Raw genomic sequence first — 24,351 nt, forward strand, 5'->3', positions numbered from 1 at the left:
CTTTTATAATAATTCACACTTTACCACCTTTCACAAAATGTATCAAGAGTCATTTTCAAATTTTTTCAAACAATTTCGTCGAACTTCTTTCTGTTTTTATGTACAATATAAGCAGGAAAACGGGGGTGAACTTATGGAAAAGTATTTCTTATACGATGAACATCTAGGAATTGAAATTCCACATTTACAAGAAGACTGGGAAGAAATCCCCGAAAAAATGCAACATGCTATTTTACTAAAATGGGAACAAGTTCGCGGGAAAATTCCTGATCGTATAAAAGAACTTGAGCACTATATTAATACAAAACAACATTATTTAAATAACGAAGAAGACTTCGAAGTTTCTTGTAAACTAAATTCAGAAATTGCCGATCTTGCTTCCATCATTAATGACCTTTGGCTTTGGTATCGACTCACTCAAAATGTATCTGAGGGGAAAGCACACCAATGAAAAAAGCATGCCCCTCAATAACTTTGGGTCATGCTTTTTTTGTCATAACATGATTTACAATATATTTCTTGTGCTGTTTTCGCCAAACATACATCGAATGGACCAACTAATATACTTCTTTCTTTCGGCAACTTTACAAAAGCAACAAGCTCTTCTTCATATTGAATTTTTTTCTGACATGAAATGCATATTAATTCTTTTCTTTTGAACATGTCTTTTAGCATACCTTCACTCTCCCCTTCATCTATCTATATTAATATACTCTCATAATAGTTAAGACTTGTAAAAAAATGACACATTCTGAATCGAATGATTCATATACTATGTACAAAAGGAGGTTTAAAAATTATGCGTGCTTTCGTTATTATCACTTTAACTTTTTTAAGTGTGATTAGTTGGGATGCGTTTTTTAAAGATAAAAGTGATGAAAAGAACACAACGGAATAAAACCCTTTTTTCTTACTTATTGGACAAACCGTTATAAACTGTCCAATCCTCCGAAATAACTTAGGCTTTTCTACAAAAATATTTAAACATAACATTTTTTGTAGATTCCCTCCGTTTATTGTCGGTTTCCATCCGCATACATTTTTTAAAAGTATGATATAATAGTATAAATCTTGAAGGAAGGGATTTTGATATCATGATCGCTCGAAGGAGCATGTGGCATCGTATTGACGAATCATACACGTAGCGTATTTTTCAGCTCAGATACTTTAGTCTAGCGAAAAAAATACGAGAGTGGGGAAATTATGATTGCCCGAAGGATAATTTGGCAAAAAAAAGACTCTTCTTACACATAGCGTTTTGTTTAGGACTTAATTGTTACTAACTAAACAAAACAAAGAAGAGCAGGATTGCTAAATGACGAATCCTACTCCACGTTTTGTTTAGTCGTTTTAAGACTTAAACTAAAACGAAGGTAGGGAGAATTGATGGACGAGAGGATTATTCGTTATTTCTTCAGCGACATATAGCGTAGTTAGTTTTTTCGTAAACTAACTGAAAGCTACATGTGAGCTCGTAGTTAGTTTACAACACAAAAAGGACTACTAACTACGGAAAGAAGGAATAACGATGAGGAACATCCAAAGTCGGCAAATTATTAAAGAAATTTTTATGGTTTTAATCGGTTCATTTATTTTAGCAGCAGCGCTATATCACATTCACTTCCAAAACCACTTAACAGAAGGTGGATTTGTAGGAATTGCACTATTCATTCAAAACTTTTATGATATTTCACCATCTATTTCAACTGTATTAATGGATATCCCAATTATTTTACTGTGCGCTTCATTTTTAGGTAGAAAAATGGTTGGTTATTCATTCCTAGGTTCAATTTCATTCGGAGTATTTTATTCCTTTATGGAAAATTATTCTCCATTTACGGTAGATTTATCAAATAACTTATTTATAGCTGCAGTAGTTGGCGGTGCGTTAGCTGGTATTGGACTCGGTTTTATATTACGATTTGGCGGTGCAACCGGTGGAGACGATATTTTAACAATTGTATTAAGTAAACGAACTCGTTTTACAATTGGGCAAATTTTCTTCGTTTTTGACGCGATTGTTCTTGCGCTTTCATTATATTATTTAAATTGGACAGAAATTGCTTTTACTATTCTTTCGATTGCCGTACAGGCAAAAACATTGGATTTAATTTATTATCCAAAAACAGAAAAAACAGCAGAAAAGCAGCCAGTATCTGTTCCAATGTCCAAAAAACATGCAACGAATTAAAAAAGCGAAAGGCTTCGGCCTCTCGCTTTTTTTATGCTCTTTTTTCTTTCTCGACTATATGGCGCACTTGATAAAATCTATTTGCAAATTCAGTAACGTTTCTTGTTAAACGATAATTCACTGTAGATCCAATTGCCATTCCAATTACCGGTATACCTTGGAATAATTTACGACGAAGAGCATAAATCGAAAATGTCTTCAAAATTTGTTTTAACACAACCTCAGTAGAAGCTGTTTGTAGCACTGCTTCGTCTCCTTCGTAAAAGAACGAATCTTCTTGCTCCAGCTCTTGCAATAAATTGTACCATGCATATTGCTGAAGTCTTCCTGGTAGTAATGACGCATGAAACACCTTTAACGCAAGCATCATTTCATACGGCTTGTTCACATCATGTCCAAATGATGTTGCAATAAGTTGGACTGCCTTCACATTTAACGCGATCATAACCGGAAAATCCGCCGTTAATAATAATACACCTCCAGCACCTGTTGCCCCACCTTGTACAAATGAATATAGACGATGACGTGCTGTTTGCTGCTCTGCTATGTATGTTAATTGATCAATAGATAATGCTTTCAAATCTTCAAGCTGTTCAATCGATTCATCAAATAACCTTGATGTTCCTAAAATCCGATTACGTGCATCTAACTGTGCTTGTGAACTTTGAATAAATGCATGCAAATGAAAGAGCCATCCATCTGCTTTCGTGAAGAATTCTTTTCGCTTTTTCTCAGGTAATCTCGCAACTGTAGCATGTAACCATTTATCAAACACTTTTTGAAAATCGGTCGCTTCTTGCTCAACTAATTGCGCTTCCCATTCTTTTATATTGTCTAAAATGGCTTGTTCTCGCTTCGATCGCATCGTAACAACCACCTCGTTCGATTTTTTTCTATTGTAACATATTTCTGCTTATTCTTTGCAAATATGCTTGTCTATCTTTATTCACATACCATTTTTGAATGGCATAAAATATTAACAAAAAGGATGAGATAAATCACATGAATCTATCCGATATAAAAAAAGAATATAATGCGGTATTCAGCTTAGGACAAAACTGCTGGCCCGCTTGGGCATTATATCAATTAGAATTATCACCATTTTTTGGCGTTATTGATTTTATGCTAAGTCCCTCATTAGAAAAAGTGAATGTATTATTACAAAATCGATTTGACCGCTTTTTAAATTCAGAAAATTTATCCTTCATCTCATTTTGGGATGATGATGCAAAATTAAGATTAAGGGACAACCTTTATGAAATTGACTCCTGTCATGACTTTAAAACAGATGTAAATACACCAACTTCTTGGCCTTCTTATACAGAAATTAAGTTAAACTATGAACATCGTATTAATCGTTTTCTAGCTACAATTGAAACGGCAGAATCCATATTATTTATTCGAACTGGAGGAACATATGAAGAAGCATGTTCCCTAGAACAAATTTTATCTCAAATCGTTACACATACATTCTCTGTCCTGTTACTAATTCCTGCCGATATACCAACTATCACCCAAGAAGATTGGGGATTACAACGTATTTGCGTTATGAAATGTCCTATTATGGATGTATACCAATACAATGAAGCATTTTGGAAAGACTTATTTGATGGAATTACAATTAGACCGCACACTTAAATACACGATACTTTTATCACACCATACATTATAATCGTCCTTATACAAAACAAATAAGGAGTGATTCTATATGTATCCACGTGCAAAAGCTTTCGGTCTTGCTGTACATCAAGATCGCCTTCTCGTACAAGAATATTATACAGAAGGCGAAATATATTATCGTCCTCTTGGCGGTTCAATTGAACTTGGTGAAAAATCAGCACATACTGTTATTCGGGAGTTTAAAGAAGAGCTTCATACGGAGATAGAAATCACCAATTATTTAGGGTGTTTAGAAAATGTCTTTCATCTCGATGGAGACATTGGTCATGAAATCATTCAACTATATTCTTTGCGTTTATTAGACACGTCACTATATGAAATGAAAATATTAAATATACAAGATGAAGAAACAGTAGCGTATGCGAAATGGATTCCTATTACGGCATTCATTCAGAAAGAAAAAATATTATATCCAGATGGAGTTTTAAAATACATCCAAAAGAAAAAAGACGAAATCCTATAGGATCTCGTCTTTCTTTTCATATATTAACCAATATCACCAAGACGTAGTACGTCACGAGCAATCATAACTTCTTCGTCAGTTGGAATTACGATAATTTTTACTGGAGAGTGTGGGAAGTTGATGAATGCTTCTTCACCGAATACGTTATTACGTTTTGCATCGAAGTATACGCCCATGTACTCAAGGCCTTCTAATACGCGCTCACGAATAATCGCACTGTTTTCACCTACACCAGCTGTGAAGATGATTGCGTCTACACCTTTCATACGAGCAGTGTAAGAACCGATGTATTTGTGGATACGGCTTACGAATACATCAAGTGCTACTTTCGCACGGTGGTCGCCTTCTTCTTCTTTCGCAATGATGTCACGTAGGTCACTAGAGTAACCAGTAAGACCTAACATACCACTCTTCTTGTTTAATACGTTAACTACTTCTTCTACTGTTTGGCCTGTTTTTTCCATGATGTATGGAATTAACGCAGGGTCAAGGTTACCAGAACGTGTACCCATTGTTACACCAGCAAGTGGTGTGAAGCCCATAGAAGTATCGATAGATTTACCGCCTTCTACTGCTGCGATACTTGCACCGTTACCTAAGTGACAAGAAAGTAAGCTTAAGCTTTCAATTGGACGACCTAATAATTCAGCCGCACGCTCAGTTACATATTTATGAGAAGTTCCGTGGAAACCGTATTTACGGATGCCGAATTTTTCATAGTACTCATATGGTAAGCTGTATAGGAATGCAGATTCCGGCATTGTTTGGTGGAATGCTGTATCGAATACTGCTACTGCTGGTACGTTTGGTAATACTTCTTGGAATGCTTTAATACCAACAACGTTTGCTGGGTTATGAAGTGGTGCTAAATCGCTTAATTCTTCGATATCAGCTAATACTTCATCAGTAATTAAAACAGAGTCAGCAAATTTTTCGCCGCCGTGAACAACACGGTGACCGATACCGCCAATCTCATCTAGAGATTTAACGATTCCGTTTTCAGTTAACTTTTTAAGAAGCATATTAACTGCTACTGCGTGATCTGGAATGTTTGTAATTTCTTTTTGTTTTTCGCCATCTACAGTAATAGTGAAGATACTATCTTCTAAACCGATACGTTCTACTAAACCTTTTGTTAATACTGTTTCACTTGGCATTTCAAATAATTGGAACTTTAAGGAAGAGCTTCCTGCGTTAATCGCGATGATTTTTGACATCTAGTCTTTCGCCCCTTTTTCTCTTGGTAGTTGTGTGGATGTTTCCACAAACCGCTCGATTTTATCTGATCAAATTCACCAAATATGAAAACGTTTCATCATTAGCAAATTTTATACTCACGATTTTAATTTAAACATCGTCCGACATATATTTCAAGTGAAAAAATTGTAACACCAAGAAAAAATATATATTACAGATTTCAAAAAAATTCAGTTAAATCTTGTATATATTTAAAAATATGACATATTATATAAAACTGTACTACATGAATCACTAATGCTGTTACATATACCCAGCTTTATTTATGTGTTGCAAACCAAGTATTTAATTGATCCATAATGTCTTCCATCGCCTTCATGTTAGAGAATTTAGGCAACTCCACTAATAACGCCTGTTTTGGCATTGTTACATTAGCGCCTTTCTTTTGGAGAACAAATATACTTTTTGCATTTTTCTCGTTTTTAAACATGGAAACAGGAAGCTGTAATAACCCTTGAATAAAGCATGTTTCTTTAATAAATGCATGTAATTTTGGTGCCTGGTCACTTTCAAAAATGAAGTTTGGTACTAAGAAGAATAAGTAACCGCCCTCTTTCGTATGTTTCACACTTTGTTCAATAAATAAGTGATGGGCATACGACATTCCTTCATCTGCTTTTAATTTATATTCACTTGCACCGATTTCGTTTGGATAATAACCAACCGGTAAGTCTGAAACGACTGCATCAACTGGATCGATATAAAGTGGTGCTAGTCCATCTTGATGGAAGAATTCGATTGCATGCTTTTGTAAATTTGCATTTACTAAAGCAAGTTTAATTAGCACTTCATCCACTTCTACACCAAATCCACTCATTGTTAGTCCTTCTTTGGCGCTATTAAACACTGTAGTCATTAAGTTACCTGTTCCAATTGCAGGATCTAAAACTGTGATCTCGTTTTGACCTTGCATAAATTTATGGAATAAGTAACTCATGAACATTCCAACTGCATCAGGTGTCATTTCGTGATTCGCTTGTACGCCTTCTTTCATTCCTTTTAAGATGGCTAACTGAAATGCTTTACGAATTTCTTCACCTTTATATGTTTCTTCATTAAACGTACTATATTCACGATTCAGCCTTTCAATTGCTGATTCGGATAATTCCTCTTGTAAAATCGCTCCCTCAAACAAGTTATCACCTGTCTCTACAAGCGCCTCTAAATATGTTACATCTAATTCTTTACGTAAAACTACCGCAGAAGAATCAAAAATAGAAAATAATGTTTCTACTGTCTGACTCACGTACATTCCTCCTTCTCTTTTTTACACATAACTTATATCATACCACAAAGTGATTTTTTCCAAAAAGAAAAAGCGACCTCCTATCAAGAGCTCCCCTTTAGTTATATATGATATAACGTTTTTTCTCATATATCGATGCTGTTACAGAGCAATATATGAGAAAAAACGACCTCTTTATAAGAGGTCATTTTCATCACATTACTTCGCAGATTTAGCTGCTTCTAATGCTGCTTCATAGTTTGGATGGCTTGTACCTTCGCTTACGTATTCTGCGTAAACTACTTTGTCATTGCTATCTACTACGAATACTGCACGAGCAAGTAAACGAAGCTCTTTCATTACTAAGCCATAAGCTTCACCGAATGAAAGGTCGCGGTGGTCAGAAAGTGTAACAACATTTTCTAAACCGTTTGCTGCACACCAGCGTTTTTGAGCGAATGGTAAATCAGCGCTAATTGTTAATACTTTCGCGTTTTCAATACCTGCTGCATCTTGGTTAAAACGACGTGTTTGTGCATCACACACACCTGTGTCGATTGAAGGTACAACACTAATTAATTTCACTTCACCTTTGTATGTTTCTAAACTTACTGGAGATAAGTCGTTTGCTAATACTTGGAAGTTTGGCGCTTGATCGCCAACTTTAACTTCTGTTCCAACTAAAGTCATTGGATTACCTTTAAAAGTTACGTTTGCCACTTGAAAATCCTCCCTTATTTAAACAAAATATGTACAATGTAAATGATAGTTTGTCCCTATCGATAATGCAAATAAAATCGCTTTATTTACAAAAAAATTAAAGAAGCTAACCTATTGATTAGCTTCTTTATTCGTTAAATTTGAAATTCAGGATCATCTTCTTTTCGTTTATCCATCATTTCTTTCACTTTATCAACAGCTTGTGGCGCTAATTCAATTATTTTATCGATGACGTGTGTTTGTTTATCTAAGTGCAATACTTTCACACCATCTCCATTTATAACAAGAAAGGCAACAGGATTAATAGAAACTCCTCCACCACTTCCCCCGCCAAATGGATGACGGCCTGAATGTTCTACTTTACCAAATTCACTTCCACCAGCAGCAAATCCGAAACTCACTTTCGAAACTGTAAGAATTACGCTTCCATCTGCCGCTTTAATTGGGTCACCAACAATTGTATTTACATCAGTCATTTGTTTTAAATGCTGCATTGCTGTTGTCATTAAACCTTGAATTGGATGGTCCATTCTATATCCCCCCTATGCTTGAACAGATTTTTCTGTCATACCAGATCTTTGTCTTCTCATAAATACGAGTAATTTGACGCCAGTTTTTATAGCGCGGAATATACGAAAAGATGCTGTTAACTCGCATCTTGATGCAAATCCTTTCCCTTGAAAAACTGGGGTAATTTCAAATTCTGGTACGTCGACAATATGCATATATTGTCCGACAACTCCAGCAGCCATACCTTTTGTCCCCCATGCATATCCAGTGACAATTCCAGTACTAGCTGCATCGCCTGCTCCAATTTGTGTATGCCATTTCCAACCATTGATTTTCACTCGTTTGAGAAAATCTTTAACAATAGTATGAACTTCTTGAAGCTTTTTTATCAGTTCACCAATGCTGTCAAGTTGCGCCATAATTTTATTATCGAGTCCGCCGTCCTCTTCAGCTTTTTCGATTTTCTGTCCTGTCTTTTTCTGCTGTTTTTCAATTCTTTCCAACACATCAAATGTATATCGAATCATCCATATTTTCACTTGAAGCAAACATTGCTTTTCCATTTCTGAATATAAAAATGTCACCTTAAGCTTTATTTTCGACAATAGTATAAACAAAATAAAAAGAAGAAGAATTATTATTCCAATTACGAGCCACTTCATACGTATCATCCTTTCACTCCGTACCCATTATCGACAAGTTTATTCATCGTTAAACAGAGTTTTATAAGATTGAATATAAAAATTTTTCTAAAAATAAAAAGGTATTTTGACAATTTATATCGAAATATATTATTTGAACATATCATCAGGGAACGGACTCTAATGATATGTAGCACGAAAAACAGAAAATTTAACTGCAGTGGAGGGATACATAATGGCAGATCGTCGCAATTTATTTTTCTTTTATGGTGATGACAAAGCAACGCTCGTTGAAAAAATGAAACCAATCTATCGTATTTTAGAAGAGAATGGATTTACCATATTAGATCATCCAAAAAATGCAAACGCTATCGTCAGTGTTGGAGATGATGCAACCTTCTTACAAGCCGTTCGTAAAACTGGTTTTAGAGAAGATTGCTTATACGCAGGGATTTCTACGAAAGATGAAATTTCTTTCTACTGCGATTTCCATATTGATCACGTTGATACAGCCCTTCAAGAAATTACAAAAAATGAAATTGAAGTGCGAAAATATCCAACAATTCAAGTAGATGTAGATGGCAGTACATCTTTCCATTGTTTAAATGAGTTCTCATTACGTTCTAGCATTATTAAAACATTCGTTGTAGATGTTCATGTTGATGATTTATATTTCGAAACATTTAGAGGGGACGGTTTAGTGGTTTCTACCCCAACAGGAAGTACTGCTTACAATAAATCATTGCATGGTGCAGTTGTTGACCCGCTTATCCCATGTTTCCAAGTAAGCGAACTAGCATCTTTAAACAACAACACTTACCGTACGCTCGGTTCACCTTTCATTTTAAATCACGAACGTACATTAACTTTAAAACTAAGACCAGACGGTAACGATTATCCTGTTATCGGCATGGATAACGAAGCGCTTAGCATTAAACAAGTGGAAAAAGCTGTTGTACGCTTAAGCGATAAACAAATTAAAACAGTTAAATTAAAAAACAATTCTTTCTGGGAAAAAGTACAGAGAACGTTTTTATAAGATTAAAATAACCGCAGAATTATGAAATTCCATAATTCTGCGGTTATTTATTTCCCCCGATTGACGCGAACAATACTCTCTTACTATCCGGCCGTTATTCTTGTCAGTTTTTGTCGGTAATTCGATATATTCCGAAAACCGCTCATATATTTTTACGCATCTTTTCTATAGACAACTTGGCCATCTATTACGGTCATTTCTGCTTGTACTTCTTTTATTTCTTCTGCCTCAATTTCAAAAATATTGCGGTCTAATATTGTAAAATCTGCTTCATATCCTTTTGCAATTTGCCCTCGCTTCGCTTCTTTTCCGATTGCATAGGCACTTCCTGTTGTAAATAAAGAAACAGCCTCATAAACCGTTAATCTTTCCTCAGGCATATAGCATATACCGTCAATAAAACTTCTACGTGTAACAGCGCTATATATGCCTAGAAACGGATTCACTTGTTCAATAGGAGCATCTGAGCCACCGTTGCAGTGTAATCCTGCCTCCAGTAACGTCTTCCAAGCGTACGCATAACGAAGACGGTGCTCGCCTAGTTTTTCAATGACTGACGGAAAATCTGATGAAAGAAAGACTGGCTGTATATCGATAATGGCTTGCAAGTTTTTCATTCTTTCTATCAACTCTTCACGAGCAAGCTGACAATGAATAATGCGGTCACGCACCCCTTCTGCTGGTGGATATAATTCGAGTGCATCAATGACATATTCAAGCGATAAGTCACCGATAGTATGAATCGCAACTGGCATATGTAGATCTCGTGCTTTCTTTACTAATTCCGCAAGTTCTTCACGTGAGAAAATCGCAACTCCATTTGTTTCCTTCGCATCTTCATACGGTTCACTTAATAATGCTGTTCTTCCGCCAAAAGAACCGTCAGAGAAAATTTTCATTGCTCCAAATTCAATATAATGTTCATTTTCATATTCTTTTCGTTCATGTGCTACTTCATGGTGAACGAGCAAATGGGCTTTAAATGGCATTTCTTTTATAACGTGAGAAAACGCATTATATGTTTTTCTAAAACCACCATAATAATTTAAATCTTCCGTATGCCCGCCAACAAGTCCGTATTTCCAGCAATCTTTAATCGCTGTTTGCAGAGCTCTTTGTAAATAAGCTTCATCAATTTCTGGCTGAACATGTTTAATTAATTCTTGCCCTTGTTCATATAAAAGCCCTGTTAACTTATTTGATGAATCCCTACCAATTTTCCCGCCTTTTGGATCTTCTGTCGCTGCTGTTATATTCGCTTCTTGTAGTATGTATGCATTCACCCATGTAACGTGACGACAAACTCTCTTTAGTAAAATGGGATGTTCTTTCGAAATTTCATCTAAATCACGCGCATGAACATCTTTCGTATCTGTAAAGTTATTTTCATTCCATCCTTCTCCAATAATCCAAGAGCCCTTTGGAGCTTCTTCCACTCGCTTCTGAACAAGAGTAAGCACTTCGCCATAAGATGTACAATTTGATAAATCTAGACGGAGTAATCTCTCTCCATGCCCAATAAGATGCATATGACTATCAACGAGACCTGGGATCATTGTTTTGCCTTTTAAATCGTACAATGTAACCGCGGCATATTGGTTTTCTAACTCTTCTTTACTTCCAACATCAACGATCGTACCGTTTTCAACGTAAACAGCGCCCACTTTTTCATTTTCTTCTCTCATTGTGTAAATGGTGCCGCCATACCAAATTTCTCCCATATATCCCATCTCCTTTATTTTTTATTGTATAAAAAAAAGCACCATTTCAAAACATGGTGCTTTTCTAAAAATTACTTTTGTTCAGTAGTAGACGTTGTAACTTGCCATTCAATATTAAATTTATCTTTTACTTGTCCGTATGCTGGGCTCCAGAATGTTTCTTGAAGTGGCATGATAACTTCTCCACCTTCTTGTAACTTATCGAATACTTCTTTTGCTTTTTCTGCATTACTAATTTGAATTGCGATTGTTACTTGAGATCCGATTGCATGCCCTTGACCTGGGAATGTATCAGAAATCATAAGATCCGTATTACCAACTTTTAAAGTAGCGTGTAAAACGCGCTCTTTCGCTTCAGCTGGAATCGGGTATTCTGGATTTTCAGGCATGTCACCAAAAGTTTGCATGACTTCTACTTTTGCATCTAAGGCCTCTTTATAAAACTGTACAGCTTCTTGCCCACCACCATCTAAAACTAAGTACGGATTAATACCTAAAATCATACGGACACCTCTTTTTTAAATTTATAAAATCGAACTTGTGTTCGTTTTTATTTTATCATTGATTTACATTTCATTCAACTATTTACTTCACTGTTTTCAAAATTATTTTGACGGAATCTCCATCTCTTGTTTTCTAAGTTCAATACGGCGAATTTTCCCAGAAATCGTTTTTGGTAGTTCATCTACAAATTCAATTTTGCGAGGGTATTTATATGGTGCAGTGAGTTCTTTGACGTGTTGTTGGAGTGTTGGAATTAATGTTTCTTCGTTCTTTTCTATATTCTCTCTTAATACGATAAATGCCTTCACGACACTTCCACGAATTTCATCAGGACTTGCGACAACTGCACATTCTCTTACGTAAGGATGTTTTACAAGTGCATCCTCTACTTCAAACGGCCCGATTGTATAACCAGAGCTAATAATGATATCATCGCCGCGCCCTTCAAACCAGAAGTAGCCGTCTTCATCTTTCTTCGCTTTATCACCTGTAATATAATAATCACCGCGAAATTGCATCGCTGTACGCTCATCGTCTTTGTAATATTGTTTAAAGAGGGCCGGCGTTTCAATGTGAACTGCAATATCACCAACTTCGCCTACTTTAACTGGGGTACCTTCCTCATTTACGATATCGACGTGGTTACCTGGCGTTGGTTTCCCCATTGATCCTGGTCTAATATCCATCCCTTTCATTACACCAACAAGTAATGTATTTTCCGTTTGCCCATAGCCGTCTCTCACTGTAATATGAAAGTGCTTTTTGAACGTTTCAATGACTTCTCTATTTAACGGCTCACCTGCCGATACAGCGCTATGTAGTGCCTCTAAATTGTACTGGCTTAAATCTTCTACCTTTGCCATTAATCTATACTCAGTCGGTGTACAACAAAGTACATTCACCTTATTATCGTCTAATAAGTTTAGGTACGTTTTCGGTTCAAACTTACCGTGATATACAAACCCTGTTGCCCCTGATCCTAAAGTTGCTAAAAACGGGCTCCAAATCCACTTTTGCCAGCCTGGACTAGCTGTTGCCCATACAATATCATTCTCTTCAATTCCGAGCCAATTTGGAGCGCTCGTACGTAAATGAGCGTATGCCCACGCATGTGTATGAACGACACCTTTTGGATTTCCTGTCGTTCCTGACGTGTAAGATAAAAAGACCATATCTTCTTTATCTGTCTTCGCCATTTCTAACATGTCACTCTCTGTTTCTAACGCTGTTTTTAAATTAACCCATCCATCTACTGACTGCTCGCTCAGGACAAATTTTCGAAGAGATTCCATCGCTTCTATATCATCAAACTGCCTAATATACGGCTCATAGCTTACTATCGCTTTTACTTCTCCATGTCCAATTCGATATTCTATATCTTTTTTACGTAACATTTCCGAGCTTGGAATTACGACAAATCCTGCTTTAATAGCAGCAATATACGTCATGTACGCTTCAATTAAACGCGGCATCATAATGAGAAGCTTGTCCCCTTTTTGCAAACCACTTTTTATAAAAGCGTTTCCAATTTTATTCGCACCTTGCATTAATTCAGCGTATGTAACTTCCCTTCGATTCCCTTTATCATCTTGCCAAATTAAAGCTAACTTCCCTTTATCACCTGTATATTTCTCTATTTCAGAAACTAAATTATAAGACGGTGGCGCCAACAATTCTTCTCGCTTCATAAAATATCCTCCCTTTTCTTTATGCCTCCTTTATATAATAAAGAATTTTCAGTTAATTTTGAACCCTCTTCTTTTGACAAATTTTTCAGTTCTGTCGAATTAGTAAACGAAATTACATCGACTTACCGACAAATAGCGACACAACACAAAAAAAGAAAGAGCGGGAGAACCCGCTCTTTCTAAGCCATCATATGGGATTATTTTTGGTAACCGCCTAATTGTTGCTCAGCTAGTGAAACTAGACGTTTAGTGATTTCACCACCAACAGAACCGTTAGCGCGAGCTGTTGCATCAGCTCCAAGTTGAACACCAAACTCTTGAGCGATTTCGTATTTCATTTGGTCTAATGCTGATTCAGCACCAGGAACCGCTAATTTATTTGTGCTACGTGACATGTTATATCACCTCCTTGTGAGTATAGAGTGTGATAAATAACATGACTTCATACACGTTTTAGATATGGTAATTTATGGTTTTAGAAAAGTTCTTCAAATTTTTCTTCTTCCGCCACTACTTCTACCGTTTGTAACACCATTGTTTCTTTGTTCGCTACAGCTTCATCGATCAATGGTGTGAAATCGTATTTCGCTTCAAAACGATTTGCTTTTTCACGTTTTGGCTTCGTCGCTGGGCTTGCTGGTGTGAATACAGTACAGCAATCTTCATATGGACGAATTGAAATATCATACGTGCCGATTTCTTCAGCGATTTTAATAATCTCTAATTTATCCATCGTAATAAGCGGACGAATAACTGGGTAGTTTGTTACTTCGTTAATCGTATGCATACTGTCTAACGTTTGGCTTGCTACTTGTCCAAGACTTTCACCAGTCGTAATTGCAAGTGCGTTACGCTCCTCAGCAATACGTTCTGTAATACGCATCATCATACGGCGCATAACCGTCATTGAATAGCTAGATGGGATTTCTTTATTAATCGTTTTTTGCACTTCTGTAAACGGAACAAGGTGAAGCGTTACTCGTTTACAATACTTCGTTAACTCTTGCGCTAAATCGATTACTTTTTGTTTTGCACGCTCACTTGTGAAAGGTGGACTATGGAAGTGAACTGCTTCCACAGATACGCCGCGTTTCATCGTTAAGTAAGCTGCTACTGGGCTATCAATACCACCAGAAAGAAGTACCATTACTTTTCCGCCAACGCCAACTGGTAAACCGCCAGCTCCCATACGCTCATCGCACATGATATAGCTATAGCCACTGCGGATCTCTACACGTACATTTACATCTGGATTATGAACATCTACTGTAATATCTTCTGTATTTTCTAGAATGTGTCCGCCAATCTCAGGTAATAATTCCATCGTTCTCATTGGGAAATGCTTATAAGAACGGTGTACAGTAATTTTAAATGTTTTCACATCACCTTTTACTTGTAAGAAAGCTGCTAATGCACCTTCTTTAATGTCTTCTAATTCTGATGGTACTTTCATCGCTAAGTTAAACTTATGAATACCAAATACATCCTTCAATCTTTCAGAGACTGCTTCATGATCTTCACCATTTAACTGGATGTACATACGATCGTGTGTTGCATCGATTTTAATATTTGGGAATTTTTTCAGTTTGAACTTCACGTTATCTTTTAATGTGCTTACAAACTTAGAACGGTTCTTACCTTTTGTCGTCATTTCTCCGTAACGCACTAAAATATATTCATATTTCAACATAATTTCTTTACCTCATCACTTCATATAATTTTGGCATCGTCTCTTTTACAATACCTTCAAATTGTTTTACTTCTTCCATTGTGTTTTCTGGTGCCAAACTAATACGAATAGCGCTTGCAGCTGCTGCATGCGGTACTCCCATTGACACTAACACTCTGCTCACTTCATTTGCTTTTGAAGAACAAGCAGATTTCGTTGACACATATACACCGTGTTCTTCTAAAGCATGAACGACTACTTCTGGTTTTAAACCAACAAATGATACATTTAAAATGTGCGGTGCTGCATATGCAAGCGACGTGTTAATCGTTACATCTTCCATCTCTTTAAAGAAACGAACAAGCTCTGCTTGTAAACTTTGCAAATGAGCTACCTTTTCTTTCACTTGTTCCATTGTCATGCGAAGTGCTTTCACCATCGCTACAATGCCAGGTAAATTCTCTGTACCAGAGCGATACTTAAGCTCTTGTTGACCACCTGATAAAATCGGATCTAATCTTACGCCATCGCGTACATATAGAAGACCCGTTCCTTTTACACTGTGGAATTTATGTCCAGATATTGAGCAAAGATCAATATGAGACGCATATAAATCAAGCGGTACTTTCCCTATCCCTTGTACATGATCTACATGGAATCTTATTTTCGGATGATTCGATAATAACGTTCCAATTTCAGCAACGGGCTGAATTGCTCCAGTTTCGTTGTTCACATGAATAATTGACACAAGAATCGTATCTTCACGAAGTGCTCGTTTCACATCTTCTACCGACACAACACCATGCTCGTTAACCGGTAAATATGTTACATCAAACCCGAGTTCTTCTAATTGCTTATATGCCTCAAACACAGACGCGTGTTCAATATTTGTTGTAATGATATGTTTGCCGCGCGAACGATTCCTCATCGCTATCCCTTTAATCGCAAGGTTATTCCCTTCTGTTCCACCTGATGTGAAAATAATTTCAGAAGGTTTAACACGAAGAAGCTGCGCTGCAATCGTTCTTGATTGTGTTAATAGACGCTCTGCCTCTCCTCCAAGCGAATGAATAGAAGAAGGATTACCAAAATATTTCCCAGCAACCGTCACGTACGATTGAAGAGCTTCTGGATATGGCTTCGTCGTCGCACTATTATCAAAATAGATCATCGTTCTTCCCCTTTCAGCGCTATCACATCGTATAATCATATCATAAATACGTGTCATTACGCTAAGACTACGCAAAGGTTCCGTTTTATCTCGATTGGTGAAGGCTAATAATTGTCGAGGATGCCCTCCTATTACAGTTTCACTTTATCCCGCATGAACGGGCAATAAGACTCTCACCTCAAAATCCAGTTAGAGCAAAGAAGTTAGGTAGGAGTCGGGCTGTCCGTAAATGCCCGATTGGTGAAGGCTAGTAATCAATGGGGATGAATCCTCCTACTGATTACAGTTTCACTTTATTTTGAAACGAATAACCTTGCTGTATTCCGCTATTCATTATAGCAACATCGTCTGCAAAATTACACAAAAAAACAAACCCTTTTATGAAAGGGTTTGTTCATTGTCTACATATTCAGCTATTTTTTGAACAACGCCAGGTTCAAGTTGCTCTAATACTGAAGCCGCTTGTTCTAAAGCTGCATCATATTGATATTCACGGAATAATTTCTCAGCATAATTTAAACTTTCTGCTAGGTTTTCATCATGACTACGGTAACGGTTACCGTACTGAATTAATTTTTCCACTAAATATGCTTGTCCAATTAACTCTTCTGTCATTTCAGCCACACCGTTCACAGTTGTGTATGCTTCTTCTAAACTGCTATTTACAGCGTTCATATTTAACGGCTTCACTTCTAATTGTTCATATACAGCTTGCATTGCCATTTGCCCTCTTTTTAAATCTTCCATAATACTCTCTGGAAGACCTGGCAAATTCGACTTTTGCATAAAGCGTTTCGTTTCGAAAATAGTATTTCGCATTTCTTGTAACTTCTCACGTGCTTCAAATTCTTCTTTGCGCATCGCTTGCAGCATTTCTTTATATTCTGCATGAAGTACTTTTAACGTTTCACATTGCTCATAAACCTCTTCTAGTTCCTCACGAATAATAGAGAAGGCAATATCTTGTTCTGCAACGCGTAATTGTAGCATTTCAAAACGTTTCGTTAAAATGTGCATTTGCTTTTCAATTACTTTTTGAGACTCAATGTCTTTATCTTGTAACTGATAGCTTTGTTTTACAAGTTGTGTTTCTGTTTTCGTTTCAATCGTTTCGATACGCATTTCTTCTAAGTCATCGTAAACAGAAAGTGTTTTTTGCTCCACATAATGTCTCGCATGTACTTCTTGTTCCAATTGATCGTAGAAGCCATCTAAACGTGTTTTTAAATTTTCTACTTTTTCAGCCGCTTCTGTTATATGAAGCTCCTGTATATCCATTAAACATGTTTGTAGTTGTTTCGTCATATCGCGAACTTCTTTAGGGACTTCCAAATAATCTAATACATAACCTTGTCTTACCATATCATTATGTCCGTGTAATAAATCTTCCAGCTGAACTGGTAACGTCGCTTGACACTCTACCAATAAATCTGGAATTTGGTGAATAATGATTTCTAAATCTGCTAAACCTTCTTCCAAACTAATAACAATTTCTCTCGCTTTTAAATAGTCGCCATTGTTTGTTGCTTCTTCAAAGGTTTTAAATTTCTCAGATTCAGCGTCTAGCATCTCTTCGATTTTCTGCTCTGCTGCTCCATACATATGTCTATGAGCAAGAACACTCTTTTTCATACTACGATATGTATCACGTAACCCTTCAATTTCCGAGCTATTTTTCTCATGGCTTTCTAACAATTGCTGTAATTCATTTAAAATGTCAGTAATACGATTATCAGCGTCATCTAAACCACTTATGGATTCGTTCATCGCATGCTTTGCTTTTCGGAAGGAGAATTGCGAGGCGAATTTTCGCGCTTGCGCTAAATCTTTGTCAGCTTTCGGAAGGGTTGTTGATACAATTTCATCCCATTCTTCACGCCATTTACCAAACAGTTCTTCTGTTTGACCCGTCATGTTTAAATCTTTTACCCGTTTTAGTTCATCTGCCACAGGTTTATCTTTTATCTCTTGTTTCCACTGCTCCAGTGCTTCAATATCTTTATATGAACGATTTCTTATCACAAGCTCTATCATGAGCAGCACTAGAATAGAGCTTACTACAATGATAACGATCGTCAGGATAGAATCCATGCAAAAAAGCCTCCTAGTTATATCTCTTTTTTTGTCCGTTCCGTTTATGAAATGGAAGGCATTATGTATAAAAAGGGAATTCCCCTATATTTAACAACTAACAATGTACTAATCATACCATGTAATGGTTTGTTTTTGACCTAGTTTTTTTTAAAATTTCATGTTTCTTTCAATGTGATTGTAATCTTTCTCAATATTCCGCCTACCTCACTACCTATCCTCAAATGATTGTAATAACAAACAATCTTTCGTATGGGATACGAAATAAATTTTCCGCATGAGTGGTGGTTCAACAGAAATTACATGTACATTTCCTTGCCTTACAGACTGCTCCACTGCCCTTTCTGGAAGTAACGTGATACCAAGGCCAGCTTTTACCATTGCAAGCATCGGTTCTGCGTAAGATGTTTCCACAGCTATAGTTGGTTTTACACCTATTTCATGAAACATGTTCATAATCATTTTCCTTACATCACATATTTCTGGATATACAATTAATTTTTCATTGTGTAGCTCTTCTATTTGAATGACTATCTTCTCTTTGTACGGATGATTATTTGAAACGGCACAAACAATTTTCTCTTGTTGCACTTCTTTTATATACGTAGCACCTTCTACTACTGAATCGATGAACATCGCGTCAATCTCCCGCGCTTTAAATAAATCTCTTAATACTTCCGTATGCCCGATTTGCCATTCCACTTCGAACTCACCACCTAATATATCTTTACATTCTGATATGTAATGCTCCGCTAAACTCGGTAGTATACCAATTGAAAACTTCCGGTTCTCTTGATACCCCCTCATTTCTGTTTTCACTTCATTTATTTGCTCCAAAATCGGTAACATTCTTTTTATAAATAACTCTCCTGCCTCCGTTAACTCTACTCCTTGCGCAGAACGCTTAAGTAACGTAACCTCTAAATCCGCTTCTAACTTTTGAATTTGTTTACTAAGCGCTGGTTGCGATATATGTAAAATCTTACTTGCCTTTGATAAACTTCGCGTATGCTTCACTTCAATAAACGATCGTACTGCCTCCAAATCCATCGTGCACACCTCTAACAAAAAGTTATAACCGTTATAAGAAATCGATATTTCCTCCTATAAACAATTACTCTTTATACTTATTTCATCAACTTACTATAACGAAATGTAAAGGGGAAAGATACTCTTGAACAAAAAACAAATGCTACTCGGATCCTTTCTATGCTTACTCGCTGTCACTGCCTGGGGATTTATGTTTCCTGTAATGGCAAATGCTCTGCAATTTATCGATCCATTCTTCTTCACAACGATTCGCTATGGATCAGCAGCTATTATTTTTCTTATTTTGCTATTAATTACTGAAGGAAAGACTTCACTCCGCTTAGAAAAAAGAACACTTTCTCTATTCTTTTACGGGACAGTCGGTTTCGCGGGGTATGGTTTTCTCGTTTTCTACGGACAACAACTTGCCGGACCTTCCGGAGCAATCCATGCAGCTATGATTCAATCCCTTATGCCACTGATTGCCTTATCACTGCAATGGATAACGAAAAATCGCCGCCCACAAAACTATACATTCCTTTGTATGTTTGTTGCATTACTTGGTGTTATGCTTGTCATTTCAAAAGGAAATATTCACTTATTATTTGGAGCTGTAAGCCACTTATCAACAAACATATTGATGCTATGCGGCGTTACTTGCTGGGTCATTTATACAAACGGGGGTGCTCGTTTTCAATCTTGGTCACCACTTAGGTACACGACATTAACTTGTTTATTTGGCTCCATTTCACTCATCGTTATTGTTACTTTCTTAACGTACACAAATATAGTTACTATGCCGTCACTGCGTACAGTTGTGAGCGTTCGTTTTGAGCTCTTTTATATGTCGATTATCGCAGGCGTTATCGCTGTATTTTGCTGGAATATGGGAAATCGCTATATTTCATCTATTAACGGCATATTATTTATGAATTTAGTTCCTATCCTTGCACTGATCGGTTCTATCTTTCGAGGTTATACAGTCGATAAAATTGAAATCGCTGGAGCTGCATTAACAATTATAGCGCTATTATGTAACAATTTATGGCAAAGAAAAGTAAACATAAAAATCCCCACCTCAGTTCGTTAGGTGGGGATTCTTCACATATGAACAGCTCTTGGCCATTCATGGTACATATTCGCCTTACATAATGCTTGTTCCATCCATTGCTCAATCTCTTTCGTGTACATTTCTATGAAAAATGTCTCAGACGGGAAAGAATGCAGTACTTCTGATATATATTGTGGATATAAAAACGGCATATTTATCATACCTTTTAATTGCGTCATAAACATTGTAAATGATACTTTCTGAAATTCTTTTTTCATTTGTCCTTGTCTAATCATTTGTTCTATATAATATCTTTCTTTAGAAAAATAAACGGTCATCACTTCACGAATTAATGTCGTATCAAGCGAAAGCTCTCGGTAGAAGAAACGTGTTAGTTCTCTATTTTCAAATTGATATCGTAAAATCCCGCGCACCATTTGCACCATCACATCTTTAGCCGACAAATACTCTCTCTGTTCAAACGACATTTCAATCACATGAATATATCCTTCTAAAAAATCAGTAATAAGCTGTTCTAATAAACCTTGCTTCCCAGCAAAATAATATGAAATATTCGCTACATTCACATCCGCTCGCTTTGCAATGTCTCGCACCGATGTTCCATCATACCCTTTCGTATTAAACAACGATATTGCCGCATCAATTACTTTTTGTTTCGTCTGCTTCATGCGCTCACTTCCCCTCACTGAACAGCTATAGTTTAAATTTCTTGACTTTTAAGACAAATTCCTTTAATTTTCTATCGACAAAGTCATGTGAAATACATCGTATTTTGCTAATATTTTACACATCTCGATAAAAAAGGAGCTGTTTCCATGTTTACTAAAGAAAGTTATGCAGGATCTCGCGTGCAGCAATATGAGACAGTAATTAAACAACTGGATGCGTTATTAACTGGCGAATCAAACGTAGTCGCAAACTTATCAAATGCGTCCGCATTATTAAACCAATTTTTAGATCGCGTTAATTGGGTTGGCTTTTACGTAACAGAAGGAAATCAGCTTGTCCTTGGACCGTTCCAAGGAATGCCTGCTTGCGTACGCATTCCATTTGGACGAGGCGTTTGCGGCGTAGCAGCTGAAACGAAAACAACACAGCTTGTAGCAGACGTTCACCAATTCCCAGGTCACATCGCTTGCGATAGTGCTTCTAATTCAGAAATCGTTGTACCGATTGTGAAAGAAGGAGCTGTCATTGGTGTACTTGACATTGATAGTCCTGAAAAGAATCGTTTTGATGAAGTAGATCAGCGCTATTTAGAAAAGTTTGTGGAAACACTCCTAAAACATATGTAAAAAGAAAAGAGCGAGTTATCGATTTAGTACGCCCTGTACAAAACCGATAGCTCACTCTTTTTTCATTGATTTACAGTAGATATTTTCTTTAATGCCTGCTCTAAATCAGAAACGATATCCTCCCACGATTCTAAACCGACTGATAAGCGTATTAAATTATCGAAAATGCCCATTTCTTTTCTTAGTTCAGCTGGAATCGCAGCGTGCGTCATCGTTGCTGGATGCTGAATTAACGTTTCTGTATCTCCTAAACTCACCGCAATTGTAATAAAGTGAAGATCATTAATAAACGCTTGCGTCTCTTCTTTTCCGCCTTTTACTGAAAAAGAAATAACACCGCCCCCGCGTTTCATTTGACGAGATGCTAACTCCCCTTCTGGATACCAAACACCTTCTACCGCATCATGTTTTCTTAGGAACGATACAATTTTTTCTGCATTATCACAATGACGATCCATTCTTACTGCTAACGTCTTTAACCCGCGTAATAATAACCACGCATCAAACGGTGCCATAATACCGCCAATATCCTTTCGCATCAGGCGAATCTTTTCAGCTAATGCTTTCGTTTTACAAATTGTTACGCCCGCTACAACGTCACCGTGACCACCAATATATTTTGTCGCACTATGCACAACAGCGTCACAGCCAAGCTCAAGCGGTTTTTGTAAATAAGGTGAACAAAATGTATTATCAACAATAACAAGTAAGCCATTTCGCTTTGCAACCCGAATCACTTGTTTTAAATCAATTAATTTCATTGTCGGATTAATTGGTGTTTCAACGAAAATAAGCTTTGTATTTGGGCGAATTTTATTTTCAATATCAACCTCTGTTTCCATATCACAAAACGAATGCGTAATCATAAATTTTTCTTCTAACACTTCTAAAAAACCGTACGTGCATCCGTATAATCCATTTGAACAAATAATATGATCTCCAGCCTTTAAAAAACCGATTAAAGTCGCTGAAATAGCTGCCATACCAGATCCGAAGGCAAGTGCCTCTTCTCCTTCTTCTAACACCGCCATACGTTCTTCAAATAATTTCACAGTTGGATTTCCAAGCCGTGAGTAAATATAAGATGGATCCACTCCCGCAAAACTCGCCTCTCCTTGCTGCGCAGTCTCAAATGTAAATGTAGAAGTTTGAAATAAAGGTGGTGTTAAACTTCCTTTATGTTCCTCAGGTGTATAACCGTGATGAATTAACGCTGTCTCCATATGCTTCTTTTTCATAAAAACATCCCCCTTATGTTTTTATTGCCGCATATTCATCCATAAAAATTTGATGAACGTTTTACTTCATTTTATGTAAGCGTTTTATTTGTGTTTCTATCTCTTCTTCTATATTGTTTTAAATTCCTTCTTATATTAATTTCCAAAATTTATATGCATAAAACAAAAACGTACTCGCTTGACGAAACTCTGGGTAAAAGATATAATAGCGTTTGTGTAAAATAAAAAGGCAGCCTTGTAATGTGAGTTTATCGTTTGTATTTTGTTCCTCTACGGAGGTGTATCTCGTAACTCCCTGCTGCTGGAGCGAAGGTACATGAAAACAAAATGCCCGTAAATATCGATTACGTCTGTTTTTATTTTACGTAAATAAAAACATTTTTAAAGGAGGAGTCAACTATGGCTCGTTATACAGGTCCAGCTTGGAAACTGTCTCGTCGTCTTGGAATCTCTCTAAGCGGCACAGGAAAAGAATTAGAAAAACGCCCTTACGCACCAGGTCCTCACGGTCCTAACCAACGTAAGAAACTTTCAGAATACGGTTTACAATTACAAGAGAAACAAAAACTTCGTCACATGTACGGCATGACTGAGCGTCAATTCCGTCGCACATTTGACCAAGCAGGTAAAATGCCTGGTAAGCACGGCGAAAACTTCATGATCCTTCTTGAAGCTCGTCTTGACAACTTAGTTTACCGTATGGGCTTAGCTCGCACTCGTCGTGCAGCTCGCCAATTAGTAAACCACGGTCACATCATGGTTGATGGCGCTCGCGTAGATATCCCATCTTACCGTGTAAAACCTGGTCAAACTATCAGCGTTCGCGAAAAATCTAACAGCCTTGTTGTTGTTAAAGAAGCGATCGAAGTTAACAACTTCGTACCAGAATACTTAACTTTCGATGCTGACAAATTAGAAGCTACTTACACTCGTCACGCTGAGCGTGCTGAGTTACCAGCTGAAATCAACGAAGCATTAATCGTAGAGTTCTACTCTCGTTAATCTCGGTACTCTGCAAAGAGTCGTATTAAAAGTCTTAGAAATCTTGTTAAATCAAGGTTTCTGGGCTTTTTTTATTTTATTTAACAATGCAAGATAAAGTATAAAAAAGAATGTAATTGGGGCCAGTTTGGGGCCATAATAAAAA

At 36.8% G+C, this 24,351-nt stretch carries 25 protein-coding genes; 8 read left to right on the top strand and 17 right to left on the bottom strand.

All coding sequences use genetic code 11. The features are described from left to right. Nucleotides 1-133: 133 nt before the first annotated feature. The gene (locus tag ACUN13_RS04530) at nt 134-451 is read left to right on the top strand and encodes a hypothetical protein (RefSeq protein WP_000417218.1); all 318 of its coding nucleotides are present in this window, start codon (nt 134-136) and stop codon (nt 449-451) included. A gap of 14 nt (nt 452-465) precedes the next feature. Here ACUN13_RS04530 and ACUN13_RS04535 read toward each other — a convergent pair whose 3' ends face one another. Further along, nucleotides 466-675, bottom strand: coding sequence for a hypothetical protein (locus tag ACUN13_RS04535; RefSeq protein WP_000910274.1), 210 nt, complete (start codon nt 673-675; stop codon nt 466-468). 853 nt (nt 676-1,528) lie between these two features. Between ACUN13_RS04535 and ACUN13_RS04540 the strand changes: the two genes are divergently transcribed. After that, complete coding sequence (locus ACUN13_RS04540) at nt 1,529-2,191, top strand: YitT family protein (protein WP_001244515.1); 663 nt, start codon at nt 1,529-1,531, stop codon at nt 2,189-2,191. Nucleotides 2,192-2,222: 31 nt separating this feature from the next. On the opposite strand, the gene ACUN13_RS04545 is transcribed toward ACUN13_RS04540, so the two are convergent. Beyond that, entirely contained in the window at nt 2,223-3,056 is an 834-nt protein-coding gene (locus tag ACUN13_RS04545) for an EcsC family protein (RefSeq protein ID WP_445423686.1), read from the bottom strand. Between the two features lie 137 nt (nt 3,057-3,193). On the opposite strand from ACUN13_RS04545, the gene ACUN13_RS04550 reads away from it, so the two are divergent. Further along, nucleotides 3,194-3,829: a DUF1796 family putative cysteine peptidase gene (locus ACUN13_RS04550; RefSeq protein WP_342761500.1), complete on the top strand. Its 636-nt coding sequence runs from the start codon at nt 3,194-3,196 to the stop codon at nt 3,827-3,829. 70 nt (nt 3,830-3,899) lie between these two features. Next, nucleotides 3,900-4,334 (top strand): NUDIX hydrolase, encoded by a 435-nt coding sequence (locus ACUN13_RS04555; protein WP_000283500.1) that lies wholly within the window; start codon nt 3,900-3,902, stop codon nt 4,332-4,334. Between the two features lie 23 nt (nt 4,335-4,357). Here ACUN13_RS04555 and ackA read toward each other — a convergent pair whose 3' ends face one another. From ackA to ACUN13_RS04580, 5 genes are all read right to left on the bottom strand, one after another. Further along, nucleotides 4,358-5,551 carry an acetate kinase gene (ackA, locus tag ACUN13_RS04560; RefSeq protein WP_000034574.1) on the bottom strand — a complete coding sequence of 398 codons (1,194 nt, stop codon included), beginning with the start codon at nt 5,549-5,551 and terminating at the stop codon, nt 4,358-4,360. A gap of 299 nt (nt 5,552-5,850) precedes the next feature. Further along, on the bottom strand, nt 5,851-6,837 hold the full coding sequence (locus ACUN13_RS04565) for a class I SAM-dependent methyltransferase (RefSeq protein WP_000084367.1): 987 nt from the start codon (nt 6,835-6,837) through the stop codon (nt 5,851-5,853). A 198-nt stretch (nt 6,838-7,035) separates the two neighbouring features. After that, nucleotides 7,036-7,536: a thiol peroxidase gene (tpx, locus tag ACUN13_RS04570; RefSeq protein ID WP_000024525.1), complete on the bottom strand. Its 501-nt coding sequence runs from the start codon at nt 7,534-7,536 to the stop codon at nt 7,036-7,038. Between the two features lie 134 nt (nt 7,537-7,670). After that, nucleotides 7,671-8,066 (bottom strand): GerW family sporulation protein, encoded by a 396-nt coding sequence (gene ytfJ / locus ACUN13_RS04575; RefSeq protein WP_000350003.1) that lies wholly within the window; start codon nt 8,064-8,066, stop codon nt 7,671-7,673. A gap of 12 nt (nt 8,067-8,078) precedes the next feature. Continuing rightward, on the bottom strand, nt 8,079-8,717 hold the full coding sequence (locus tag ACUN13_RS04580) for a DUF2953 domain-containing protein (RefSeq protein WP_002164419.1): 639 nt from the start codon (nt 8,715-8,717) through the stop codon (nt 8,079-8,081). A gap of 205 nt (nt 8,718-8,922) precedes the next feature. Between ACUN13_RS04580 and ACUN13_RS04585 the strand changes: the two genes are divergently transcribed. Continuing rightward, the gene (locus ACUN13_RS04585; RefSeq protein WP_000785177.1) at nt 8,923-9,726 is read left to right on the top strand and encodes an NAD kinase; all 804 of its coding nucleotides are present in this window, start codon (nt 8,923-8,925) and stop codon (nt 9,724-9,726) included. A 152-nt stretch (nt 9,727-9,878) separates the two neighbouring features. On the opposite strand, the gene ACUN13_RS04590 is transcribed toward ACUN13_RS04585, so the two are convergent. The 8 genes from ACUN13_RS04590 to ACUN13_RS04625 form a co-directional block, all read right to left on the bottom strand. After that, nucleotides 9,879-11,447 carry an amidohydrolase gene (locus ACUN13_RS04590; RefSeq protein ID WP_025689064.1) on the bottom strand — a complete coding sequence of 523 codons (1,569 nt, stop codon included), beginning with the start codon at nt 11,445-11,447 and terminating at the stop codon, nt 9,879-9,881. Nucleotides 11,448-11,518: 71 nt separating this feature from the next. Further along, a complete protein-coding gene (locus ACUN13_RS04595) occupies nt 11,519-11,950 on the bottom strand; it encodes a VOC family protein (protein WP_025689065.1) in 432 nt (143 codons plus the stop codon). A gap of 102 nt (nt 11,951-12,052) precedes the next feature. Further along, nucleotides 12,053-13,639, bottom strand: coding sequence for an acyl-CoA synthetase MbcS (gene mbcS, locus ACUN13_RS04600; RefSeq protein WP_000817773.1), 1,587 nt, complete (start codon nt 13,637-13,639; stop codon nt 12,053-12,055). A gap of 197 nt (nt 13,640-13,836) precedes the next feature. Then, the gene (locus ACUN13_RS04605; protein WP_000091640.1) at nt 13,837-14,034 is read right to left on the bottom strand and encodes an alpha/beta-type small acid-soluble spore protein; all 198 of its coding nucleotides are present in this window, start codon (nt 14,032-14,034) and stop codon (nt 13,837-13,839) included. Nucleotides 14,035-14,114: 80 nt separating this feature from the next. Next, nucleotides 14,115-15,329, bottom strand: coding sequence for a tRNA uracil 4-sulfurtransferase ThiI (gene thiI / locus ACUN13_RS04610; RefSeq protein WP_000922337.1), 1,215 nt, complete (start codon nt 15,327-15,329; stop codon nt 14,115-14,117). Nucleotides 15,330-15,336: 7 nt separating this feature from the next. Next, nucleotides 15,337-16,479 (bottom strand): cysteine desulfurase family protein, encoded by a 1,143-nt coding sequence (locus ACUN13_RS04615; protein WP_000638992.1) that lies wholly within the window; start codon nt 16,477-16,479, stop codon nt 15,337-15,339. A 378-nt stretch (nt 16,480-16,857) separates the two neighbouring features. Continuing rightward, nucleotides 16,858-18,570 carry a septation ring formation regulator EzrA gene (gene ezrA, locus ACUN13_RS04620; protein ID WP_000377303.1) on the bottom strand — a complete coding sequence of 571 codons (1,713 nt, stop codon included), beginning with the start codon at nt 18,568-18,570 and terminating at the stop codon, nt 16,858-16,860. A gap of 210 nt (nt 18,571-18,780) precedes the next feature. Further along, nucleotides 18,781-19,620, bottom strand: a complete 840-nt coding sequence (locus tag ACUN13_RS04625) for a LysR family transcriptional regulator (RefSeq protein WP_000362534.1) — start codon at nt 19,618-19,620, stop codon at nt 18,781-18,783. A gap of 124 nt (nt 19,621-19,744) precedes the next feature. Here ACUN13_RS04625 and ACUN13_RS04630 point away from each other — a divergent pair, with 124 nt between their 5' ends. Next, complete coding sequence (locus ACUN13_RS04630; RefSeq protein ID WP_025689070.1) at nt 19,745-20,689, top strand: DMT family transporter; 945 nt, start codon at nt 19,745-19,747, stop codon at nt 20,687-20,689. 11 nt (nt 20,690-20,700) lie between these two features. On the opposite strand, the gene refZ is transcribed toward ACUN13_RS04630, so the two are convergent. Continuing rightward, nucleotides 20,701-21,339 carry a forespore capture DNA-binding protein RefZ gene (refZ, locus tag ACUN13_RS04635; protein WP_000814918.1) on the bottom strand — a complete coding sequence of 213 codons (639 nt, stop codon included), beginning with the start codon at nt 21,337-21,339 and terminating at the stop codon, nt 20,701-20,703. 147 nt (nt 21,340-21,486) lie between these two features. Here refZ and ACUN13_RS04640 point away from each other — a divergent pair, with 147 nt between their 5' ends. Beyond that, a complete protein-coding gene (locus tag ACUN13_RS04640; RefSeq protein ID WP_000494340.1) occupies nt 21,487-21,966 on the top strand; it encodes a GAF domain-containing protein in 480 nt (159 codons plus the stop codon). A 62-nt stretch (nt 21,967-22,028) separates the two neighbouring features. On the opposite strand, the gene megL is transcribed toward ACUN13_RS04640, so the two are convergent. Beyond that, the gene (megL, locus tag ACUN13_RS04645) at nt 22,029-23,204 is read right to left on the bottom strand and encodes a methionine gamma-lyase (RefSeq protein WP_025689072.1); all 1,176 of its coding nucleotides are present in this window, start codon (nt 23,202-23,204) and stop codon (nt 22,029-22,031) included. A gap of 399 nt (nt 23,205-23,603) precedes the next feature. Here megL and rpsD point away from each other — a divergent pair, with 399 nt between their 5' ends. Continuing rightward, complete coding sequence (gene rpsD, locus ACUN13_RS04650; protein WP_000135315.1) at nt 23,604-24,206, top strand: 30S ribosomal protein S4; 603 nt, start codon at nt 23,604-23,606, stop codon at nt 24,204-24,206. Nucleotides 24,207-24,351 lie beyond the last annotated feature (145 nt).

The organism is Bacillus cereus group sp. Bce041 (genome assembly GCF_052646455.1).